At 41.2% G+C, this 18,948-nt stretch carries 22 protein-coding genes and 1 pseudogene; 17 read left to right on the top strand and 6 right to left on the bottom strand.

Annotated features, from left to right (window positions below):
* Nucleotides 1-3 precede the first annotated feature (3 nt).
* The 13 genes from J2S17_RS20575 to lpdA all read left to right on the top strand — a co-directional run bounded on the left by J2S17_RS20575 (nucleotide 4) and on the right by lpdA (nucleotide 13,537).
* The gene (locus J2S17_RS20575) at nucleotides 4-972 is read left to right on the top strand and encodes an alpha-ketoacid dehydrogenase subunit beta (RefSeq protein ID WP_307477674.1); all 969 of its coding nucleotides are present in this window, start codon (nucleotides 4-6) and stop codon (nucleotides 970-972) included.
* Between the two features lie 72 nt (nucleotides 973-1,044).
* Nucleotides 1,045-2,511: a sugar ABC transporter ATP-binding protein gene (locus J2S17_RS20570; protein ID WP_307477672.1), complete on the top strand. Its 1,467-nt coding sequence runs from the start codon at nucleotides 1,045-1,047 to the stop codon at nucleotides 2,509-2,511.
* Between the two features lie 21 nt (nucleotides 2,512-2,532).
* Nucleotides 2,533-3,492 (top strand): ABC transporter permease, encoded by a 960-nt coding sequence (locus tag J2S17_RS20565; protein WP_307477670.1) that lies wholly within the window; start codon nucleotides 2,533-2,535, stop codon nucleotides 3,490-3,492.
* 141 nt (nucleotides 3,493-3,633) lie between these two features.
* Nucleotides 3,634-4,476: an ABC transporter permease gene (locus J2S17_RS20560; protein ID WP_307477668.1), complete on the top strand. Its 843-nt coding sequence runs from the start codon at nucleotides 3,634-3,636 to the stop codon at nucleotides 4,474-4,476.
* A gap of 56 nt (nucleotides 4,477-4,532) precedes the next feature.
* The gene (locus J2S17_RS20555) at nucleotides 4,533-5,510 is read left to right on the top strand and encodes a sugar ABC transporter substrate-binding protein (RefSeq protein ID WP_307477667.1); all 978 of its coding nucleotides are present in this window, start codon (nucleotides 4,533-4,535) and stop codon (nucleotides 5,508-5,510) included.
* Nucleotides 5,511-5,554: 44 nt separating this feature from the next.
* Nucleotides 5,555-6,031 (top strand): VOC family protein, encoded by a 477-nt coding sequence (locus J2S17_RS20550; RefSeq protein WP_307477666.1) that lies wholly within the window; start codon nucleotides 5,555-5,557, stop codon nucleotides 6,029-6,031.
* Between the two features lie 3 nt (nucleotides 6,032-6,034).
* Entirely contained in the window at nucleotides 6,035-6,247 is a 213-nt protein-coding gene (locus tag J2S17_RS20545) for a tautomerase family protein (protein ID WP_307477665.1), read from the top strand.
* Nucleotides 6,247-7,647, top strand: coding sequence for an adenylosuccinate lyase (purB, locus tag J2S17_RS20540; protein ID WP_307477663.1), 1,401 nt, complete (start codon nucleotides 6,247-6,249; stop codon nucleotides 7,645-7,647). Before J2S17_RS20545 ends, purB begins: the two co-directional genes overlap by 1 nt.
* Complete coding sequence (locus J2S17_RS20535; protein ID WP_307477661.1) at nucleotides 7,640-8,866, top strand: dihydrolipoamide acetyltransferase family protein; 1,227 nt, start codon at nucleotides 7,640-7,642, stop codon at nucleotides 8,864-8,866. The genes purB and J2S17_RS20535 overlap by 8 nt, the downstream gene beginning before the upstream one ends.
* A 76-nt stretch (nucleotides 8,867-8,942) precedes the next feature.
* Nucleotides 8,943-10,223: an extracellular solute-binding protein gene (locus J2S17_RS20530; RefSeq protein ID WP_307477660.1), complete on the top strand. Its 1,281-nt coding sequence runs from the start codon at nucleotides 8,943-8,945 to the stop codon at nucleotides 10,221-10,223.
* A 2-nt stretch (nucleotides 10,224-10,225) separates the two neighbouring features.
* Nucleotides 10,226-11,341 carry a Gfo/Idh/MocA family protein gene (locus J2S17_RS20525; RefSeq protein ID WP_307477658.1) on the top strand — a complete coding sequence of 372 codons (1,116 nt, stop codon included), beginning with the start codon at nucleotides 10,226-10,228 and terminating at the stop codon, nucleotides 11,339-11,341.
* Nucleotides 11,325-12,101 carry an SDR family NAD(P)-dependent oxidoreductase gene (locus J2S17_RS20520; protein WP_307477656.1) on the top strand — a complete coding sequence of 259 codons (777 nt, stop codon included), beginning with the start codon at nucleotides 11,325-11,327 and terminating at the stop codon, nucleotides 12,099-12,101. Before J2S17_RS20525 ends, J2S17_RS20520 begins: the two co-directional genes overlap by 17 nt.
* 56 nt (nucleotides 12,102-12,157) lie before the next feature.
* Entirely contained in the window at nucleotides 12,158-13,537 is a 1,380-nt protein-coding gene (gene lpdA, locus J2S17_RS20515) for a dihydrolipoyl dehydrogenase (protein WP_307477654.1), read from the top strand.
* 267 nt (nucleotides 13,538-13,804) lie between these two features.
* On the opposite strand, the pseudogene J2S17_RS20510 reads toward lpdA, so the two are convergent.
* A pseudogene (locus J2S17_RS20510) lies at nucleotides 13,805-14,148 on the bottom strand (Tn3 family transposase); the annotation flags it as partial.
* A 141-nt stretch (nucleotides 14,149-14,289) separates the two neighbouring features.
* Between J2S17_RS20510 and J2S17_RS20505 the strand changes: the two are divergent.
* The gene (locus tag J2S17_RS20505; protein WP_307477652.1) at nucleotides 14,290-14,427 is read left to right on the top strand and encodes a hypothetical protein; all 138 of its coding nucleotides are present in this window, start codon (nucleotides 14,290-14,292) and stop codon (nucleotides 14,425-14,427) included.
* 447 nt (nucleotides 14,428-14,874) lie between these two features.
* Here the strand turns inward: J2S17_RS20505 and J2S17_RS20500 are convergent, their stop codons facing one another.
* The 5 genes from J2S17_RS20500 to J2S17_RS20480 all read right to left on the bottom strand — a co-directional run bounded on the left by J2S17_RS20500 (nucleotide 14,875) and on the right by J2S17_RS20480 (nucleotide 16,767).
* A complete protein-coding gene (locus J2S17_RS20500; RefSeq protein ID WP_307477651.1) occupies nucleotides 14,875-15,069 on the bottom strand; it encodes a VOC family protein in 195 nt (64 codons plus the stop codon).
* 77 nt (nucleotides 15,070-15,146) lie between these two features.
* Nucleotides 15,147-15,530, bottom strand: coding sequence for a sigma factor-like helix-turn-helix DNA-binding protein (locus tag J2S17_RS20495; protein ID WP_307477649.1), 384 nt, complete (start codon nucleotides 15,528-15,530; stop codon nucleotides 15,147-15,149).
* A 224-nt stretch (nucleotides 15,531-15,754) separates the two neighbouring features.
* Nucleotides 15,755-15,955 (bottom strand): ribosome rescue factor BrfA, encoded by a 201-nt coding sequence (gene brfA, locus J2S17_RS20490; protein ID WP_307477648.1) that lies wholly within the window; start codon nucleotides 15,953-15,955, stop codon nucleotides 15,755-15,757.
* Nucleotides 15,956-16,456: 501 nt separating this feature from the next.
* The gene (ykzB, locus tag J2S17_RS20485) at nucleotides 16,457-16,594 is read right to left on the bottom strand and encodes a protein YkzB (RefSeq protein WP_307477647.1); all 138 of its coding nucleotides are present in this window, start codon (nucleotides 16,592-16,594) and stop codon (nucleotides 16,457-16,459) included.
* Nucleotides 16,595-16,614: 20 nt separating this feature from the next.
* Nucleotides 16,615-16,767 carry a Fur-regulated basic protein FbpA gene (locus tag J2S17_RS20480; RefSeq protein WP_307477646.1) on the bottom strand — a complete coding sequence of 51 codons (153 nt, stop codon included), beginning with the start codon at nucleotides 16,765-16,767 and terminating at the stop codon, nucleotides 16,615-16,617.
* Between the two features lie 181 nt (nucleotides 16,768-16,948).
* Here J2S17_RS20480 and J2S17_RS20475 point away from each other — a divergent pair, with 181 nt between their 5' ends.
* The 3 genes from J2S17_RS20475 (at nucleotide 16,949) to J2S17_RS20465 (ending at nucleotide 18,629) form a co-directional block, all read left to right on the top strand.
* On the top strand, nucleotides 16,949-17,287 hold the full coding sequence (locus J2S17_RS20475; RefSeq protein WP_307477645.1) for a MerR family transcriptional regulator: 339 nt from the start codon (nucleotides 16,949-16,951) through the stop codon (nucleotides 17,285-17,287).
* 119 nt (nucleotides 17,288-17,406) lie between these two features.
* On the top strand, nucleotides 17,407-18,165 hold the full coding sequence (locus J2S17_RS20470) for a threonine/serine exporter family protein (protein ID WP_307477644.1): 759 nt from the start codon (nucleotides 17,407-17,409) through the stop codon (nucleotides 18,163-18,165).
* A 23-nt stretch (nucleotides 18,166-18,188) separates the two neighbouring features.
* Entirely contained in the window at nucleotides 18,189-18,629 is a 441-nt protein-coding gene (locus tag J2S17_RS20465) for a threonine/serine exporter family protein (RefSeq protein ID WP_307477643.1), read from the top strand.
* Nucleotides 18,630-18,948 lie beyond the last annotated feature (319 nt).

Raw genomic sequence — 18,948 nt, 5'->3', positions numbered from 1 at the left:
ATTATGAGAACGATTACATATTCAGAAGCCTTGAATGAAGCGCTACACGAGGAAATGCAAAAGGATGGGAATATTGTCCTTTTAGGTGAGGATATCGGCCAATACGGTGGTGTTTTTAAAGTCACCAAAAATTTGTTTGAAGAGTTCGGGGCAAAGCGAGTGGTGGATACGCCAATCTCTGAAAATGGTTTCATTGGAATGGGACTTGGAGCTGCAATGACTGGTCTGCGACCGGTGACAGAGCTGATGTGGATTGATTTTGCGATGGTGGCGATGGACCAGATCGTGAACCAAGTAGCAAAGATGAAATACATGTCAGGTGGTCAAGTAAACGTACCGATGGTGATTCGTACACAGGAAGGGGCAGGGCGAGGCAACGGTGCACAGCACTCGCAAAGCCTGGAGTCGATGTTTGCTCAGGTACCAGGTCTAAAGGTTGTGAGTCCATCCAATCCGTATGACGCTAAGGGCATGCTCAAGTCAGCTATTCGGGATGAAGCGCCAGTACTGTTTATCGAGAACAAGCTCTTGTACTTTACTAAAGGTGAAGTTCCGGAACAGGAGTACACCGTGACGCTGGATAAGGCTTCTGTGATCCGCAATGGCGAGGACGTGACGATTATAGCCAATTCGAGAATGGTCCATTTTGCGCAAGAAGCGGCAGAAGAATTAAAACAGGATGGGATATCAGCTGAAGTTATTGATTTACGTTCAATTAGTCCAATTGATATGGACACGATTTTGACTTCGGTGAAAAAAACTTGCAGAGTTGTGCTTGTGCATGAAGCGCACCGTTCATTTGGCTGGGGAGCAGAGTTGGTGGCTCGAATTCAGAAAGAGGCTTTCGATTATCTCGATACGCCGATTGAGCGCGTTGCTTCCGAAGATGTGCCGTTTCCTTACAGTTTGAAATTGGAAAAAGAGGTAATGCCCCAGGTACAAGATATCGTGCGCGTCGTAAAGGGGATGTAACACGCATGATAGGGGATTACGACAAAGGGAAGGGGGGAGAATCAGATGAACAATCAAGCAGAGCTTCTAGTCATGGAGCACATTAGCAAAGCCTTTTCAGGAGTGCAGGTCTTAAATGACGTCCTATTGCATCTCGCTCATGGAGAAGTGCTTGGGTTGCTTGGCGAAAATGGTGCGGGCAAATCTACCTTGATGAAAATTCTAGGAGGAATTGTTGAAAAAGATACGGGCGAAGTACGAATTGAAGGGAAAAGTGTGAAAATTGATAATCCCCGTACAGCGATTAACCATGGCATTAGCATCATTCATCAGGAATTGGTGCTGGTTCCAGAGCTATCAGCTACCGAGAACATTTTTCTTGGCAGAATTCCTAAAGGGTATATCAAGTGGCAGGAAATTATCAAGCAGACAGAAGCTTTATTTACAGAGATGGGCATCTCTTTAGATGCGCGAATGCCTGTTGGAGAAATGTCGATTGCTGACCAGCAGATGGTCGAAATCGCAAAATCAATTTCGCAGAATGCCAAGATCATCGTGATGGACGAACCGACCTCCTCCTTGACGGAGCGGGAAACGGAAGTGTTGTTTAAGATGATTGCCAAGCTAAAGGCGAAAGGCGTTGGCATCATTTATATCTCTCACCGGATGGATGAGATTTTTACGATCTGTGACAAAATTACTGTGTTGCGCGATGGTAGCTATATTGATACCAGAGCAATATCCGATGTGACTGAGAACGATATTGTGCGAATGATGGTAGGGAGGGACATTTCCAAGTTCTTCGTTAAGGAAAAGTATCACATTGGCAAAGCAATGCTAAAGGTAGATAAACTGTCACGGAACGGGGTTTTCAATAATATTTCCTTTGAAGTGAAACAGGGCGAGGTTGTAGGCATCTCCGGTTTGCTTGGAGCAGGAAGGTCTGAAGTGGCACAGGCGATTGCAGGCATTGACCCGTATGACAGCGGTACGCTGCATTTAAATGAACATCAGATTAACATACGAATACCAGGAGATGCAATTGCAGCCGGAATTGCCTATGTACCGGAAGATCGGAAGCAACAAGGTTTATTTCTCCAGCGCTCTGTGGGCGAAAATCTTACGATCCCTTTTGTTAAAACCTTTAGCAAATTTGGATTGGTTTCTAGAAAGAAAGAGGAAACCACAATTGCAAGTTATTTATCCCAATTTAATGTACGAACGCCCAATTCGAAAATTGCAATCCAATATCTCAGCGGAGGAAATCAACAAAAGGTGCTGCTCGGACGATGGCTGGGGACAACTCCCAAGGTATTGATTCTGGATGAACCCACTAGAGGTGTGGATGTAGGGGCCAAGTCAGAGATCTACCATGCGATTAATGAGCTTGCAAAAGATGGCATGGCAATCCTCCTTATCTCCTCAGACTTACTGGAGATTTTGAGTATTAGCGACCGGATTTTGGTAATGCATGAGGGCAGACTGAATGGCGAGATCGGACGCGAAGAAGCCACGGAAGAGATTATCATGAAGTATGCGACAGGTGTTGTGGAAGTATAGGGTGAGAGGGGAGGTCATTGTATGTCATCAGGTGCAGTTGAAGCACAAAAAGTGGTAGTGGGAAAAACGGGATTACGCAAATTTTTGGAACAAAATGTTATTCTTCTTGTGCTTTTTATCATGATTGTCTTTATGGCGGCGATTTCAGACGATTTCTTTACAACAGATAATATCATCAATCTGCTACGCCAAATTTCTATCCTTGGAATTTTAACTTTAGGTCAAACGTTTGTCTTGTCGGCAGGGAACTTTGATCTATCTGTAGGTGCCCTGCTTTCTCTCGCTAGTATTTTGGTCATTGGACTTCAGCCAGAACTAGGGGTAGGAGGGGCGATTGCGATTACTCTTGTGGTTAGTATTCTGGTTGGTTTGTGTAATGGTTGGCTGGTTGGACGAGTGAAGGCAAATTCATTTATCGTCACCCTTGGAATGATGTCACTTTTGCAAGCGGCAGCACTAGTATTCACCGGTGGAATGACCTTGCAAAGCCAAGAGCCTTCCTTTGCGACAATCGGTGGAGGCTCGCTAGGTGGGATGCCTTATCTGGTACTATATTTTGTAATTGCGGCGATCCTTTTTCAGCTCTTACTGAACCATTCCGTTTTTGGTCGAAAGGTTCTGCTCACCGGCTCGAATTCGGTAGCAGCCCGATTTGCAGGGGTAAAGGTAGGTAATATAGTTAGCTGGACGTTTGTGATCTCATCGCTAACCGCAGCATTCGGGGGAATTTTGATTAGCTCAAGAATAATGAGTGCATCGCCTACGGCAGGAGCGGGAATGGAGTTAGATGTCATTTCTGCGGCTGTTCTTGGAGGAACCAGTATTTACGGAGGCGAAGGCAGAGCGTACAATCCCGGTGCTTGGCGTACTTATTTTGGGGATTATGACGAACTCCATGACACTGATGGGGATTCCGTATCCGTTTCAGATGATGATGAAAGGATTGGTCTTACTGTTTGTGGTTGGGATCGATTCTCGTAAGCGGGTGAAAAAGAGATGAATAATACTAAGGTGCAAAAGTGGCTTATCGACAATGTCTCTTTTCTAATTTTTTTGGCACTGTTTTTGGTGTCGAGTGCGATTGCAAGTGAGTTTGCTTCTTTTGCAAACCTGAACAATCTGTTGATGCAGGTTTCGGTTCTGGGCATTGTAGCCATTGGGCAAACGATTGTGATGATTGCAAAAGGATTTGATTTATCTGTAGGTGTGGTTGTATCACTAGCTGGTATCGTTACGGTTTATCTACAGCCATACGGATTGGTGGTGGCGATTGTAGCAGGAATTCTGGTCGGTGTAGTGGTAGGGATGATCAATGGCTTTGCCATCACTAAACTAAATATTAATCCTCTCATCGCGACTTTAGGTTCTATGACGTTTGTAGGCGGTATCACACTTGGGGTTACCAATCAAAATCCCGTTTCTGGTACAGACATGAATTTTCTGATGCTGAGTGGCAACATATTGAATTGGGTACCGCTTCCGTTTTTATTCCTGATGGGTTTCTTGTTTCTAACTGATCGGTTTTTGAAAAACTACCGATTGGGGCGCGATATTTTTGCGATTGGTGGAAATAGCGACGCTGCAGAATATAGCGGCATCAAGACAGATCGTGTTCGTTTCCTCAGCTATGTACTATGCAGTACACTTGCGGCTATTGGAGGGATTCTACTAGCTTCCTTGTTGAATACAGGTTCTCCAATTGCTGGAAACGGCATGGAATTAGCAACGATTGCAGCTGTTGTGTTAGGAGGAACGAAGTTGACCGGAGGTGCCGGTTCTGTTTGGGGGACCTTCTGGGGCATTTCGATTCTGAATATTCTAAGTAATTTGTTAGATCTGACTGGAGTGATGTCGTATTATCAAACAGGTTTGCAAGGTCTTGTACTAATCCTTGTGGTGATTATCACGACGATCTCCGCCAAACGTCAAAAAAACAAGGGAGGAATGCTGCGTACGTTTCAATAGGTTAGTTTTGGTTGGCTTGACTTCTAACTATTACAAATTGAGGAGATGAAGTAGCGATGAAAAAAATGTTTAGTTTAGTACTCGTTGGTGTGTTGTTGACAATGCTGATTAGCGGGTGTAGTTCATCTGCGACTAACCAAGGTTCGAAAAATGAACCGACTGAAGCGGCATCTGGACAAAAAACGATTGGTGTGTTGATTGCAGGACAAAATGCTCCCTATCTGGCTTCTTATGTAAAAGGTCTGCAGAAGGAAGCGGAAGCTCAAAATGTAGAGCTGGTGATTCTCGATGCAGAATGGAAAATCGATAAGCAATCGTTTCAGATGCAGAACCTAATCACCAAAAAAGTAGATGCAATCGTATTAAATGCTGTGGATGCTAAAGCGATCGTACCAGCACTGGTGAAGGCACAAAGCTCCAATATCCCAATTATCGCCGGTAACGTGGGCCTTGAAGAAGAAGGAAATAAGTACATCAAGGCGTTTACAGGAGCTGACAGCATTACAGAAGGTCAAGGTGCAGCACAGCTTATAAAAGAAGCATTGCATGGAAAAGGAAATATTGTACAAATCATAGGGTCTCCTGGTATGGAGCCTACGATCAACCGCAAAAAAGGCTTTGAAGAAGAGCTCGCAAAAATTGCACCGGACATTCAAATCGTAGCTTCAGAGGTAGGTGGCTGGGATAAGGCAAAATCGGTGACTGCCATGGAAAACCTGTTGACAGCTAACCCGGATATTCAAGGTGTGTATGCACATGACGATACGATGGCAGTAGGAGCAATCCAAGCTTTGAAAGAGCATAAAAAAGATAGTATTAAAGTAGTTGGTATCGGTGGTAGCGCAGCAGGAATTGATGCAATTAAAGTGGGCGACATGTACGGAACCAATCTTCAGTCACCGGTTCAGGATGGAGTGGAAGCAATTAAGGTAGCAGTAAAGTTGATCAATAAAGAGAACATTGAATTCTTCAACTATATTGAAATCCCGAAAATCACTAAAGAGAATGTAGCGAATTTTACACCTGAATGGTAATCGAATGAAAAGAAACAAGTTACTGTAGGAGGGAGGGGCTCAACATGATTTTAGACACATGGCATGTCAGCTTTACCGTTTCTGAAATGGATAGATCGCTTGCCTTCTATCGCGATATCCTTGGGATGGAACTTATTCATCAGCAGGTTCAACAAAATGAGTACACGGGCAAATTGGTAGGATATGAAGATGTTCATTTAATTGCTGCCATGCTTAGGATACCAGCAAAAACACCGGGTGTTTCCGGCCATGTTCTTGAGTTGATCCAATATGTTAATCCACAAGGGGTCAAGCTGGATACGCAGCCTTGTAATGTGGGAAGCGCACATTTGGCATTTGTCGTGGATGACCTGTTAACGATCTACAAGGAACTAAAGCAAAAGGGGGTTCAGTTTAAATCTGAACCTGTTGCCATCCTGGAAGGACGCAACAAGGGTGGATATACAGTTTATTTTTCAGATCCAGACCAGATCGTACTGGAATTGGTTCAACCACCGACATCAAATACTCAGGGGGAATAATCAATGCCCTATATTACGATAAAGCTCACTGAAGGAAGAACTTTGGATCAAAAGCGCTTTTTAGTAAACAGTGTAACGGATTCAATCGTAAACTCATTGGGGGTCACACCAGATTTTGTACGGATTGAGCTAGTAGAATTAAAAAAAGATATCTTTGCCGTAGGTGGGGAGCTAGTCTGCGATTTTGGCCGCAGTGATTTGAAGGAGGAAGAATAATGGCATCTCATCCAATAGATTCTGAACTGTTTCGAGACCAGTTTGGTACAGAAGAAATGCGCCAAGTTTTTTCTGACGCATCGATTATACAAAAATGGCTGAACGTGGAAGCTGCGTTAGCTGTAGCTCAGGCAGAGCTGAACATTATCCCTGAAAGTGCAGCGGAGGAGATCTGCAAGAAAGCGAGTGTAGAGATGCTGGACTTTACGGTCATTCGCGAAGGGATGAAAGCATCGTCCCACCCTTTGATTACGGTGATAAAGTCGCTCGAAGAGCTTTGCGAGGAAGATGCCAGCCGCTATATACATTGGGGAGCGACAACCCAGGACATTATCGACACAGGACTTGTGCTCCAGATAAAAGAAGCCCGTGAGCAATTGCTCAAACAGACAAACGTTATTCTGGATACGCTGCTTTCGCTGGCACAACAATACAAAAATACTTTGATGCCGGGACGAACACATGGTCAGCACGCGCTGCCAATTACATTCGGTTACAAGGTTGCGATATGGGTAGACGAGATTGGACGTCATATATCCCGTTTGGAAGAAAGTGAGCAACGCATTTTGACAGGGCAGTTTGGGGGAGCAGCGGGGACGCTTGCTTCCCTGGAAGATATGGCGTTTCCGGTTCAGGAGAAAATGCTTGCTTCACTGGGATTACAATCGCCAACGATTACCTGGCATGTAGCCCGGGATAATTTTGCCGAATTTGCCATGAACATTGGGATGATTGCAGCAACGCTTGAAAAAATTTCCAATGAGATTATCAATATGCAACGAACGGAACTTGCCGAGCTGGAGGAAGGCTTCGTGGATGGTAAGGTAGGCAGCAGCACGATGCCACATAAACGAAACCCGATGATTTGTGAATATGTTGTCGGCATCTGCAAAGTGGCTCGAAAGCAAGTGGCACTAGCACTTGATTGCATGGTGCAAGAGCATGAACGGGACATGGCATTATGGCAAGTCGAATGGGCGTATATTCCGGAGATTTGCATTCTGACAAGCGGAGCACTAGCGCAAATGCAGACGGTAATCGAAGGGCTAATTGTCAACGAAGCAAACATGAGAAAAAACGTAGGAATCACACGAGGGTTGATCGTTTCAGAAAAAGTAATGCTTGGTCTCGCTCAATATGTGGGCAGGCAAAAAGCACATGATTTGGTCTATCACGTTTCTATGAGAGCATTTGAAAAAGATAAAAGCTTGGAAGAAGTTTTGCTTTCGTATCCGGAAATTTTGAGACATATGTCGAAGGAAGAGGTGCTCTCGCTGATTCAGCCTGAGAACTATCTAGGTCAGTGCATTTCGTTTGTTGATCGCGTAGCAAAGAAATGGCAGAAAAAACAAATCAACCATGAGCAAGTCTCAAGTAGGGAGGGGGATAACGATGATTGAGGTTACGATGCCAAAAGCAGGACTTTCGATGACAGAGGGCCTAATTCAGGAATGGTGCGTAAAAGAAGGAGAAGCAATCGAAAAGGGAGACCCACTCCTTGTGATTGAAACAGAAAAATCTGCTTTGGAGGTTGAGGCTCCGGCAAGTGGCGTGCTGAAAAAAATCACGGTCCAAGCGGGAGAGAACGTTCCAGTTAATGCAACAATTGCTTGGATTGGTGAGACTGGAGCAGAGGCAGAGGAAGTTAAAACAATCCCAATGATACACATCGATACCACTGAGCGAGCGGATGAAGAACATCAAAGCAGGTTTGCATTCAGGTCTGAGCAGAGAAGAGAGCCTTTCTTGAAGGCATCACCTGCGGCTCGCCGTCTCGCTAGAGAGCATCAAATCGATTTGCAGACGGTTAAAGGGAGCGGACCTCTGAATCGAATCATTCAAAAAGACGTTCAAGCGCAGGTTCAAAGCCGGGCACAAGGACAGGCACAAAACCAGACGCCAAACGGGGTTTTGCAGCAAGTATCGGCGCCTGTGGATGCGTCCCAGCACCTTTCCGGCATTCGTAAAGTAATCGCAAAACGAATGAGCAAAAGTGCACGCACTATTCCACATGTGACGATAAACACCAAAATAGATGTCTTTCCTCTGCAGAAGTTCAGAAAGGAAATACTGGATGACGTTAGAAGACAAAATGGTGAGTCGATCTCCTATACGCATTTATTGATTAAAATCGTTGCACGCGCTCTGCAGGAGCATCAAAATCTGAACGCCTCGCTTTCAGAAGAAGGCTACATACAGCACAAGGAGATTCATATTGGAATGGCAGTGGATACAGAAAGAGGGCTGGTCGTCCCTGTCATCAAAAACGCCAGTCAGCTGTCGTTGACAGAAATAGCGAAAAGAAGTAAGGTGCTTGCGGAAAAAGCGAAAGCTGGAACGCTTACACCAGATGAGATAACGGGTGGCACCTTTACAATTAGTAATCTTGGCTCATTTGGCATTGACGAGTTTACACCGATTATCAATTATCCAGAAGCAGCACTATTGGGGGTTGGACGAATTCTACAGCTTCCTTGGGTAGTAGAGGGGACAATTGTTCCACGCCCTATTCTCACGCTAAGTCTTTCTTTTGACCACCGGATAATCGATGGAGCACCAGCAGCCAAATTCCTGCAAACGATCAGCCGTTATGTGGAAAGTCCGTATCTGTTGGTGTGAGCTCACATCGTTTACTTACTTGTCAAACGTTTGAATACAGCAAAAATACACAACAAACAATCAAAGGAGAAGGAAAATGACAAAGAAAACACTATCGCTCGTTTCCAGAGAATTTGTTGGATTTGAAAAGTCTTTTCAATTGCAGGCAGATCATTTTGCTGCAATACATCCAGAAATGCAAGTGAACCGCACATTTTGGGAAATACATACTTTGTATGACCGAATGGTGACGGAGCAAAAAGTATTTTCCGCAGATCATGATCTGTTTCTTTGCGTGACAGATTGGCTACCGGAATTAATCAAAATGAAAGGGCTTGTCCCATTAAATACGTATCTTGAAAATGATCCCCCGGAAGATTGGCCGAATGGTTGGGCAAGCAGTATGAAGCAGCTGCAAACGGATCAGGACGGGACAATCTACGGAATCGCCTATCATGATGGGCCTGAGATGTTTCTCTATCGGGAGGACCTGTTCAACGATCCGAACGAGCAGGAAGCCTTTGCGGGGAAATATGGCTATCCGCTACAAGTACCTTCGACATGGAGCCAATTTCTCGATGTTGCCAAGTTCTTTACCCGTCCTGATCAAGATTTGTATGGATGCGTACTAGCTGGATATCCAGACGGTCACAACAATGTTTATGATTTCCTAATCCATTTGTGGAGTCGAGGGGGAGAGTTGGTCGACCAAAACTGGAATCCGTCCTTTAACAGCACAATTGGTAAAGAAGCACTGCAGTATCTGGTAAATCTGTATACGACTGAGAACGTGCTTCCACCTCATGCACGTGAGATGGATAGCGTGGCAACTGGTCATTATTTTGCCAAAGGGCATGCAGCAATGATGTGGAATTGGTGCGGTTTTGCAGCTATGGCGGAGATTCCAGAGCTGTCAAACATTGTTGGCAAAACGAAAACAACCGTAATACCTAGGGGTGACAATCCGGAAGCAAGACATATGTCGCTCAATATTTATTGGGTTCTGACCATACCAGAAGGAAGCAAGAACAAAGACGCAGCCTATCAGTTTATCAAGGAAACAGCTAGCAAAAGCATGGACAAAATCACGTCCCAATGCGGGGGGAATGGCACGCGGCTTTCGACCTGGCGAGATCCTGAGATCATTGAAAGTTTCCCTTATTATTCAATGATTGAAGAGGTGCACAAAAACGTGAACAGTCCGTTGCCTATTCCTGAATATCCAGCGATTAATGAATTGCTAAGCACTATGGTGGATGATGCGATTAACGGAAGAGAGAGTATCGATCGTGCTCTCGTAAAAGCGGAACAGGCGATCCGTGAAATCTTGCAAAAGTCAGGGTACATTCGTCCTGCTAGCGTCGGAGGTGAGGAATAAGTATGGAATCAATCAAGTTGAATTATAAAACGGGGTTGGCAAAGGGGAAGCATGGAATCGCCATCATTGGAGCTGGAGCAATCACGAACGCAGCACATCTACCCGCCTACAAAAAAGCAGGCTTCAATGTAGTGGGAATCTATGACATCAATTCACCGAGCGCTCACAGTACCGCTATGAAATTTTCCATCCCAAAAGTGTATGAAAGTCTGGACGATTTACTCGCAGATGCGGACGTCAGTGTCGTCGATATTGCCGTACCTCCATGGTTTCAACATGACATTGTGGAAAAGGCGGTAAAAGCCAAAAAACATTTGCTTTGTCAAAAACCGCTGTCTGATACATTCGAGGAGTCGGTCAAAATCGTGGAAATGGCGAAAGAGCACGGTGTCAAGCTGGCTGCCAATTTGCAAATGAGATACGAACCTTTAATTGCCGGCGCTAAGGATCTGCTCAATAGAGGATGGATCGGGGATCCTATTTACGGTGAGATCACCGTTTCAATTAAAACCTACTGGGAAGCTTGGCCTTGGCTGGTGCAGTCTCCTATTTTGGATTTGATGTACCACAGCATTCATTATTTTGATTCATTCCGCTATCTTTTTGGTTTACCTGAAACCATCTATACCACAGTGGCAAAGCACCCTGCCCAGTTGGAGCAAGGGGAATCACGCAATATCAGCATTTTAGAATACCCGGGTAATCTGCGTTTACTTGTTACCGTAAATCACAACAATGAACTGAGCGATCCTTATGCAAAATTGCGGATCGAGGGAACTGAGGGTGTGATTAACGGAACGTTTGGTCTGATGTATGATTATCCTCACGGACGACCAGATACATTGGAATTTTACTCGAAAAAATATTACCCAGATCAATGGATATCACAAAAGTTTGATGAGACTTGGATACCCGACGCCTTTATTTATACGATGAATGAATTGTTACTTTCAATCGAAGAGGGACGCGAACCCCAAAATTCGGGTAAAGATGTGCTTGGTACACTCCAGCTCGTTCATTCTGGCTATCTCTCCAGTAAAGAGAAACGTCCAGTATCACCGAGCGAAATCATATCATTAAACGAAAAGGAGCCAATCTTCCATGATGATAACAAATAAGGTTGCGATTGTAACAGGTGCAGGTCGTGGTATAGGGCGTGCGACAGCACTTCACTTGCTAAATGAAGGTGTCAAGGTCGTTTTCGTCGATATCAATCGGGATATTTTGAAAAAAACTTTTGAGGAACATCAACTTGAGGAACAAAATGCTTTCTGGATCGAGACGAATATTACGGACGTAGCTCAAATTAAGCAGATGGTTTCATCCGTCATTGAAAAATATGGTCAAATTGACTTTTTGGTCAACTGTGCTGGTGTGATGCAGACCAAGCCGTTTTTGGAAATAACGGAGGAAGATTGGGACAAAGTGACAGACGTCAATATGAGAGGGTTATTCTTCTGCCTACAGGAAGTGGCCAAACATATGGTTAGCAACAAATTTGGCCGCATCGTTAACTTTTCGTCTGTAGCGGGGCGCAGTGGACGTCCTTTAGCAGTTCATTATTCCGCTAGTAAAACGGCCGTGCTGAGCATTACGAAATCGGCTGCCTTAGCCTTAGCGGAACATAATATTACGGTAAACGCAATTTGTCCTGGTATCATCCCAACAGAGATGTGGACAGAGATTGCTGAGCAGCGTGCAAAGATATTCGATTCGAAGCCAGGTGAACCTTTTCAACAAGCTGTTCAGTCCATTCCCCTGAAGCGTGCTGGAACGCATGAAGATATTTCGTCGATGGTCATGTATTTGTTGTCAGACCAAGGTAACTATGTTACCGGGCAGGCGATTAATATATGCGGTGGTTTAGAGATGAACTAAGTACAAAGAATTAGTTTCGAATACAAATAAATCATTGTGGGAAAGAAGGATTTTATATGAAATGCAATGTTGCGGTTATAGGGGGAGGACCAGCTGGATACGTAGCCGCTATAAGAGCGGCACAATTAGGAGCATCTGTTGTATTAGTTGAAGATGGTAATCTAGGCGGAACCTGTCTAAATGTGGGTTGTATTCCTACAAAAACGATGCTTAAATCAGTGGAGTGCTTTAAAGAAGCGAAAAAATTTATTAAGTTAGGAATTAATGTAGATAACGTTAGTCTTGACATTCATGCAATCCATAAAAGAAAAGATAAGATTATCAAAACACTTATTGATGGTATAAAGCACCTTATTAAAAAAAATAAAATTCATTTTATTAGAGGAAAGGGAACAATTGAGGATAAAAATGTCATTAAAATAACAGGTGAGAAAGAACAAGTCGTTCAAGCAGATAAAATTATTATTGCAACAGGAGCTAAACCAATCGAGATTCCTAAATTTATGTTCGATCATGAACACATTCTTGATAGTACCGACATCCTTCAATTACAAGATCCGCCTAAATCTTTACTGATTATTGGTGGAGGGGTTATCGCTCTAGAATTTGCATCTATCTTTTCAGCACTTGGCACGAAAGTGATCATTGCCGAAATGTTGGATCAGTTGTTACCTAACGAAGATAGTGACATAGTCGAACCACTACACAAGCAACTAAATAATGATGGGGTTGAAGTGCTGACTCGCACGAAAGCGATTGGCTACGAAAAAGCTTCGGAAGATGTGGTGGTTACATTAGATGTTAATGAGAAAAGACAAGAAAGAAACGTTGAAAAAATACTGGTTGCGGTAGGGCGAACACCTAATCTTTCAGCGGTAAAGCCTATAGAGAATCAATTAATCATTACTAACGGGAAAATAGACGTAAATGAAAAAATGGAAACCTCAATACCAGATATATATGCAGTAGGAGATGTAATTGGAGGCTATCAGTTAGCTCATGTAGCATTCCAAGAAGGAACCATCGCAGCTGAAAATGCTTGTGGTGTTTATAATTCTTGGGATGGAAGAGCAGTTCCGCGCTGTATTTATACAATTCCTGAAATTGCATGTGTTGGTATGACGGAGAAACAAGCGAAAGAATTAAATGGAGATGTTAACGTATCTGTTTTTCCTTATCAAGCCAATGGAAAGGCTCTAATAGATGGAAGTAAAGATGGAATGATGAAAATTATTTCACATTCTGGATCAGGAGAGATATTAGGAGGAGCAGTTGTAGGATCGAAGGCCTCTGAACAAATTGCACAAATTGTTGCTTCCATTCATATGATGGCTTCTATTGAAGATATGGAACTTATGATTTCAGCACATCCTACAGTTTCGGAAGGATTTAAAGAAGCTATACTGGGAGCTTCGGGAAAGGCCATCCACATTTAATAATTGGCGGGATTTTCCCGCCGATAAAATATTCTAATTTTTAGAAATGGAGGAAGTGGTAATTGCGTTTAGAGAAAAAAGTTGCAGTAATTACTGGAGCGGCTTAAGGAATAGGAAAAGCAGTTGCTATACAATTGGCTCGAGAAGGGGTAGCCATTGCTACTAGGGGTACGGCAACCATTCGCGAAATGAGGGGCCATATGCAAAAAAATCCATTTTATAAAAGGATATTATGGAACCAAAGGTGTATCCCTGATATCCTTTCTTTTAAATAGCTTGTATGGGTACGTCAAATTGTAGCTCGGGGGGAAGTCTATTCTTAAGCGGTATTTTCCAAAGCGATTGACATGAGCGCTAATATAAGGACTAAGGTCACTAATAATTTCTTCTTTAAATTCTTTACCTTGTCGGCTGTATTCATGTAAAAGACGTGTTAAAGCAAAAACATTATAAAAAATGAGACAGTTAGAAACTAGATGATTGAATTTAACCATTTTACGTTGTTTATCTCGATCGTTTTCTGCAATAATACCTTCCCCACCAAAGAATAGCCACTTGGTAAAACCATTAAAAGCTTCACTTTTATTCGTAGCTGCCTGAATACTTGATCGAGGAACCAAAGAAAAGCTATTCAATAATAAGACAGGATTATTCCACTTAATTTATTTTTCGGGAATTTACGGAAACACCTTCAAACTCAATGAATACGAGAGGCTCTTACGGAACCTGCAATTACTAAGTTGAATAATCGAATGGAAAAAATGGAGACACAACAAGAAAAGTTTGAGTCAGATGTTCGAACTTATATGGTTGAATCAACTAATAAACTTGAAAACATCGAGGAAAAACTTAGTGGTATTGGCTATCAGTTTGAAAGGTCAACTAGTTAAAGAATTGAAGATACTGAAGAAATAATTGTTTTAAAAGATAAATTTGATAGACTCGAAAAAGAATTTATCTTATTTAAACATCGTTCATAATAATAAACAAGGTAGAGAGAAATCTCTACCTTGTTTAATTCAAAAAACCATTTGAGTTTTTCAATGTAATATATTGTTGTTGAAATATCAGAATGATTAGCGACAATTATAATTATTTTCCTGAATTTTTCATCATGAAGCAGGGGGATGTTTTTAAGTGAGATGTTATTTCTATGTATCTATTACTTATCAACCACAACACCTAATTTATTTCCATCTTGGTCATAAAAGTCAAACCCTATAATTGCTCCATCGTCATGAATTTCTGTAACCTCTACTCCCTTTTGGGTAAATCTCCTGTGCGATTCCTCAATATTGTCTGTTGTAAAGTTATAATAGGTATTTTGGTAATTAGAATTAACTGAAAACTGTTGGTTGTTTTTTATTGACCTTCACTAAACTTAGATATTGCTTTTCTGTGTTGAAATAAAAATCTGCACCTTCATCTCCTGGCCACGTTCCAACATAATTTAATTCAAGAACATCCTTATACCATTCAACTGACTTGTTTACATTAGTAACTGGAATAAAAACAGCTCCTATTTTTAACATTTTGTTTCCTCCTTAAAATTAGTGTTCATTATGTATAACGCGTCTTAGTTTCAATAAAAGTACGCTAAATGTATAATTTAAACAGAAATCACCAAAATATTTCCTTCAATGTCATTGAACTCAAATGAAATTTGTCTACCTAGTACTATCTTCTCTGTTTTAATATAATTTAACGTAAGAGTAACATAAGCATCCCTAATCAATAATGGGTTGTCTGTTTTAAATGCCTTTAAAAATTTGTTAATCAGCATTGAATTATTTTCAGTAATTAATTTGTTTTTTCTTTTGTATTTTTCTATCACGTGATTTAATTTACTTCTAGCTCTGAAAAGTGCTGCCTTAACTCCCCCTTCGGTGTTCTCTAAAAGGATACTAACTTTTTTTGGGTTAAAACTGAATACATCAATTAATAGATATATGGAAGCTTGCTGAGGTGGTAAAATACTGACTAGAGTTTCCATCGCCTCCTCAAGAAGAAAAGAATTTTCAAATTGAAGTGAAAGTCAAAGACACCTTCGGAAATGAAACGCGTGCCAATGCAGAAGGTAAGCTTTGGATTAATTCACCAAAGGAAGAATGCTCAAACATTTGAGGGATTCTTCCTTTTTTTCTTGGAAAAATCCAGTAACGTACATTTGCTGAATTCCAAAGACAGATTTCCTTTAAGATAGAATGAATGATACAACTATATAAATAAAAAAGAACCATCATTTTTGTAATTAAATGAATGGTTCTTATGTTTATGCTGATATAAGTGATCTTTTTTCGTTTTTGTTCTTCTGGAACGCATATCTGTTAATGCGAATGGACTGCGATTTGCCTCAGGATTTCTATAGCCTTCCCTTGCTAATTTTTCCCTTAGTCGCTTTGCGTTTGATTTTCCCATTATAATCACCTCAAATGAAAGTAAGATGCTCTCATTTTAACATATAATGGCTAATTATGCAGGGGGTATTTTCCTTGTTACAAGTAGAATAAAGAAGATGAGACCGATAAATGTAAATAATAATGAAGCTAAAAATGCGAAGTTGGTGAAATTTTAAATGGATTCCGCTTAAAGAGCTTGCTTGACTATTTTGATAGTTTGATATTGCTCCGCCGCTGCTGAAGAAGAAGCCAATCAGTACAGTAAAGACAACACCAGCAAAAAACATGACCTCAATCAATCTGATCGAAAAAAAGTGGGAAACAGCATAGGTCATCCCAAATTCAATTATTAGAGTAATAATAGTAATGATGGCATTTTCATATTGATTTTCCCCCCTTATAATGGATAACACGCATGATAAGAAAAGAAGTTTCATTTTTCAGGATATTTCATTAGGAAGTATATGAATGAGCAATTAATAAAAACGCAATAACATCAAAAGGCTGAATCAGCTGTCGCTTAGCTATTTTGTACGAGCCTGAGCAGTTCGTGTGCATCTTCTCCAGCAACTGCGGCATAATGTTCCCAAATTTCATCTCTCAGTAAATCCAACTCAATGATTTTTTTTGCTAATTCGACAGCTTCCTGACTTGCCATTTGCTAAGTCCTCCTATTAGTTATTTCAAAGACAAGTGTTTTTTTGATAAACCCTCAAGCTCAGATAGTGTTAATGATTGCAAGTTTTGTTCAGATTCTTGAATATTCTTTTCTTTTAAAAGCTCAATCAGATATTGTTTCTTCTTTTCCACTGCTTTTCGTAAATATTGCATTTGACCTGCTCCTTTTAATATGATGCTGTTATTCTAATGAAAATGTGAAGAAAAGTCAGTTAACTTGTTAGGTTTTTTGACAAGGTTTATAGAATGTTAGATTTTCTTACATATTACGTGAAAAAAAATGTCAGAAATGTATAATAGAAAATAAAACCTTCTAATTTGGGGTGGTCTGCAGATGGAAAATGAATCCTCCTATAAAGAAAGAAAAGTAATCTCAATTGGAGCAGTAAGTGAATTAACAGGCTTAAGTGAGCGACAAATCAGATATTACGAAGAAAGAAAACTGATTTTTCCGACAAGAACTGAACGAGGCAATCGTAAATATTCTTTTTCTGATGTTGAAAGGCTAATCGACATTGCCAACAAGCGTGAAGAGGGAGTAAGAACAGACGAAATAAGAATGGAATACAGAAAGGAAAAGACGAGAGAGGATCGTGAAACAAGAAATAAGATGATTCAAGGTCAAATAAACGCAAGATTTATGACGCAAAAAAATGGCAAAAGATTTAGTTGATTCTGGAAAAACCCCTAAATGAAGGGGTTTTTTCATTTAGAGTAAAAATAGACTTTCTAATTTCATTTATTTCATATAATATGGTAAGACAAGAAATTGATTGGTTGGGAGGGAATGCAGTGGAAAATAAATTTCCTCAAACATTCGAGGTCATTGAATTATGCTTATTAGCAGGAAAAATCATGCTTCAATGTGGGGCAGAAACATATAGAGTAGAAGATACGATGACAAGAATTGCTGCTGCACTAGGAATTCCTCATTCACATAGCTATGTCACACCGACAGGAATTGTTTTTTCAACTAATGGAACTGAACCTGCAAAATTGATAAGAATATCTGAACGCACAACTGATTTATACAAAGTATCACTCGTCAATGGCGTATCTAGAAAGGTAAGCAGCGGAGAATATTCTCAGAAGGAAGCATTTGAAAAATTAAAACAAATTGAAAATGCGAATTATACATTTCCTATATATCAGCAGGTCATTGCTGCATCTGTTGCAAGTGCATGTTTTATGTTGATGTTTTTAGGTGAGTGGAGCAATTTTATTCCTGCTTTAATTACTGGAGGTATTGGGTTTACTTCATTCATTTATTTGCATAGAGTGGTGCAAATTCGATTCTTTTCTGAGTTTCTCGCCTCATTGATTATTGGCGTATTATCCACTGTATTTATAACGATAGGCATAGGAACGCAGCTTGATAAAATCATTATCGGTTCAGTCATGCCGCTCGTTCCAGGGTTATTGATAACAAATGCAGTGAGGGACCTGATGGCAGGTCACCTAGTATCAGGACTATCTAAGGGCGCAGAAGCATTTTTAACAGCGTTTGCCATAGGCGCAGGAATTGCAGTCGTCTTTGCCTTTATGAGTTAAGATGACGTGATGGAGGGAAGAAAATGATCACACATCTCATTACAAGTTTTATTGCATCAGCCGCTTTTGGTGTCATCTTTAATGCGCCGAAAAAATCCCTCATTCAATGCGGGTTTGTTGGTATGATTGGCTGGCTGATCTATATCTCTCTGGTGAACAATAATTATGATGCAGTTGTTGCTTCGTTAATTGCTGCCATTTTTATCTCCACCATAAGTCAGATATTTGCTAAGATTTATCGTACACCGATCATCATATTTAGTGTGGCAGGAATCATTCCGCTTGTACCCGGAGGGATATCCTACGATGCAATGAGAAACTTTGTGGAAAATGACTATAATATGGCCATCCAGTTAGCAGCGAGGGCATTTATGATCTCAGGAGCCATTGCAGTTGGTCTGGTTATTGCAGAAGTAATATATCAGCTCATTATGAAGATTAAATTTAAACCTAAGAAAGCTTAAGGAGTCTCCTGGGAGGCTTCTTTTTTGTTTATGGGGAACTAGTGCCCGATCAATCAAAAGGAAGAATCGTTCGGGCGTTAGATTAGTGAATTAGTGCCCGAACAGTCAAGGATAGAAAACGTCCGGGCATACGTTGAAAGTATTAGTGCCCGAACAAAAAAAGAAACGCCTAAACATTAGTTGTATAAAGTATTACCTGAATCAGGAAAAAGAGAAACTCCAGCAATCATGCGGGTTAAACGAATCCCAGTAAAAATGACAGTCGTTTACTCATTCATAAAAAAATGTTTACGACTCCTTTAACTCGTTCACACTATTT

Origin of the sequence: Cytobacillus purgationiresistens (assembly GCF_030813235.1) — a bacterium.
In the GTDB taxonomy this organism is placed as follows: Bacteria; Bacillota; Bacilli; order Bacillales; family Cytobacillaceae; genus Cytobacillus; species Cytobacillus purgationiresistens.
Note: the sequence above shows the minus strand (reverse complement) of the source record. Positions and strands in the feature narration are given on the sequence as shown.

Coding starts and splice junctions, on each gene's coding strand:
- J2S17_RS20575 (WP_307477674.1), top strand. CDS start 4: ATGAGAACGATTACATATTCAGAAGCCTTGAATGAAGCGCTACACGAG.
- J2S17_RS20570 (WP_307477672.1), top strand. CDS start 1,045: ATGGAGCACATTAGCAAAGCCTTTTCAGGAGTGCAGGTCTTAAATGAC.
- J2S17_RS20565 (WP_307477670.1), top strand. CDS start 2,533: ATGTCATCAGGTGCAGTTGAAGCACAAAAAGTGGTAGTGGGAAAAACG.
- J2S17_RS20555 (WP_307477667.1), top strand. CDS start 4,533: ATGAAAAAAATGTTTAGTTTAGTACTCGTTGGTGTGTTGTTGACAATG.
- J2S17_RS20550 (WP_307477666.1), top strand. CDS start 5,555: ATGATTTTAGACACATGGCATGTCAGCTTTACCGTTTCTGAAATGGAT.
- J2S17_RS20545 (WP_307477665.1), top strand. CDS start 6,035: ATGCCCTATATTACGATAAAGCTCACTGAAGGAAGAACTTTGGATCAA.
- purB (WP_307477663.1), top strand. CDS start 6,247: ATGGCATCTCATCCAATAGATTCTGAACTGTTTCGAGACCAGTTTGGT.
- J2S17_RS20535 (WP_307477661.1), top strand. CDS start 7,640: ATGATTGAGGTTACGATGCCAAAAGCAGGACTTTCGATGACAGAGGGC.
- J2S17_RS20530 (WP_307477660.1), top strand. CDS start 8,943: ATGACAAAGAAAACACTATCGCTCGTTTCCAGAGAATTTGTTGGATTT.
- J2S17_RS20525 (WP_307477658.1), top strand. CDS start 10,226: ATGGAATCAATCAAGTTGAATTATAAAACGGGGTTGGCAAAGGGGAAG.
- J2S17_RS20520 (WP_307477656.1), top strand. CDS start 11,325: ATGATGATAACAAATAAGGTTGCGATTGTAACAGGTGCAGGTCGTGGT.
- lpdA (WP_307477654.1), top strand. CDS start 12,158: ATGAAATGCAATGTTGCGGTTATAGGGGGAGGACCAGCTGGATACGTA.
- J2S17_RS20505 (WP_307477652.1), top strand. CDS start 14,290: ATGGAAAAAATGGAGACACAACAAGAAAAGTTTGAGTCAGATGTTCGA.
- J2S17_RS20500 (WP_307477651.1), bottom strand. CDS start 15,069: ATGTTAAAAATAGGAGCTGTTTTTATTCCAGTTACTAATGTAAACAAG.
- J2S17_RS20495 (WP_307477649.1), bottom strand. CDS start 15,530: ATGGAAACTCTAGTCAGTATTTTACCACCTCAGCAAGCTTCCATATAT.
- brfA (WP_307477648.1), bottom strand. CDS start 15,955: ATGGGAAAATCAAACGCAAAGCGACTAAGGGAAAAATTAGCAAGGGAA.
- ykzB (WP_307477647.1), bottom strand. CDS start 16,594: ATGGCAAGTCAGGAAGCTGTCGAATTAGCAAAAAAAATCATTGAGTTG.
- J2S17_RS20480 (WP_307477646.1), bottom strand. CDS start 16,767: ATGCAATATTTACGAAAAGCAGTGGAAAAGAAGAAACAATATCTGATT.
- J2S17_RS20475 (WP_307477645.1), top strand. CDS start 16,949: ATGGAAAATGAATCCTCCTATAAAGAAAGAAAAGTAATCTCAATTGGA.
- J2S17_RS20465 (WP_307477643.1), top strand. CDS start 18,189: ATGATCACACATCTCATTACAAGTTTTATTGCATCAGCCGCTTTTGGT.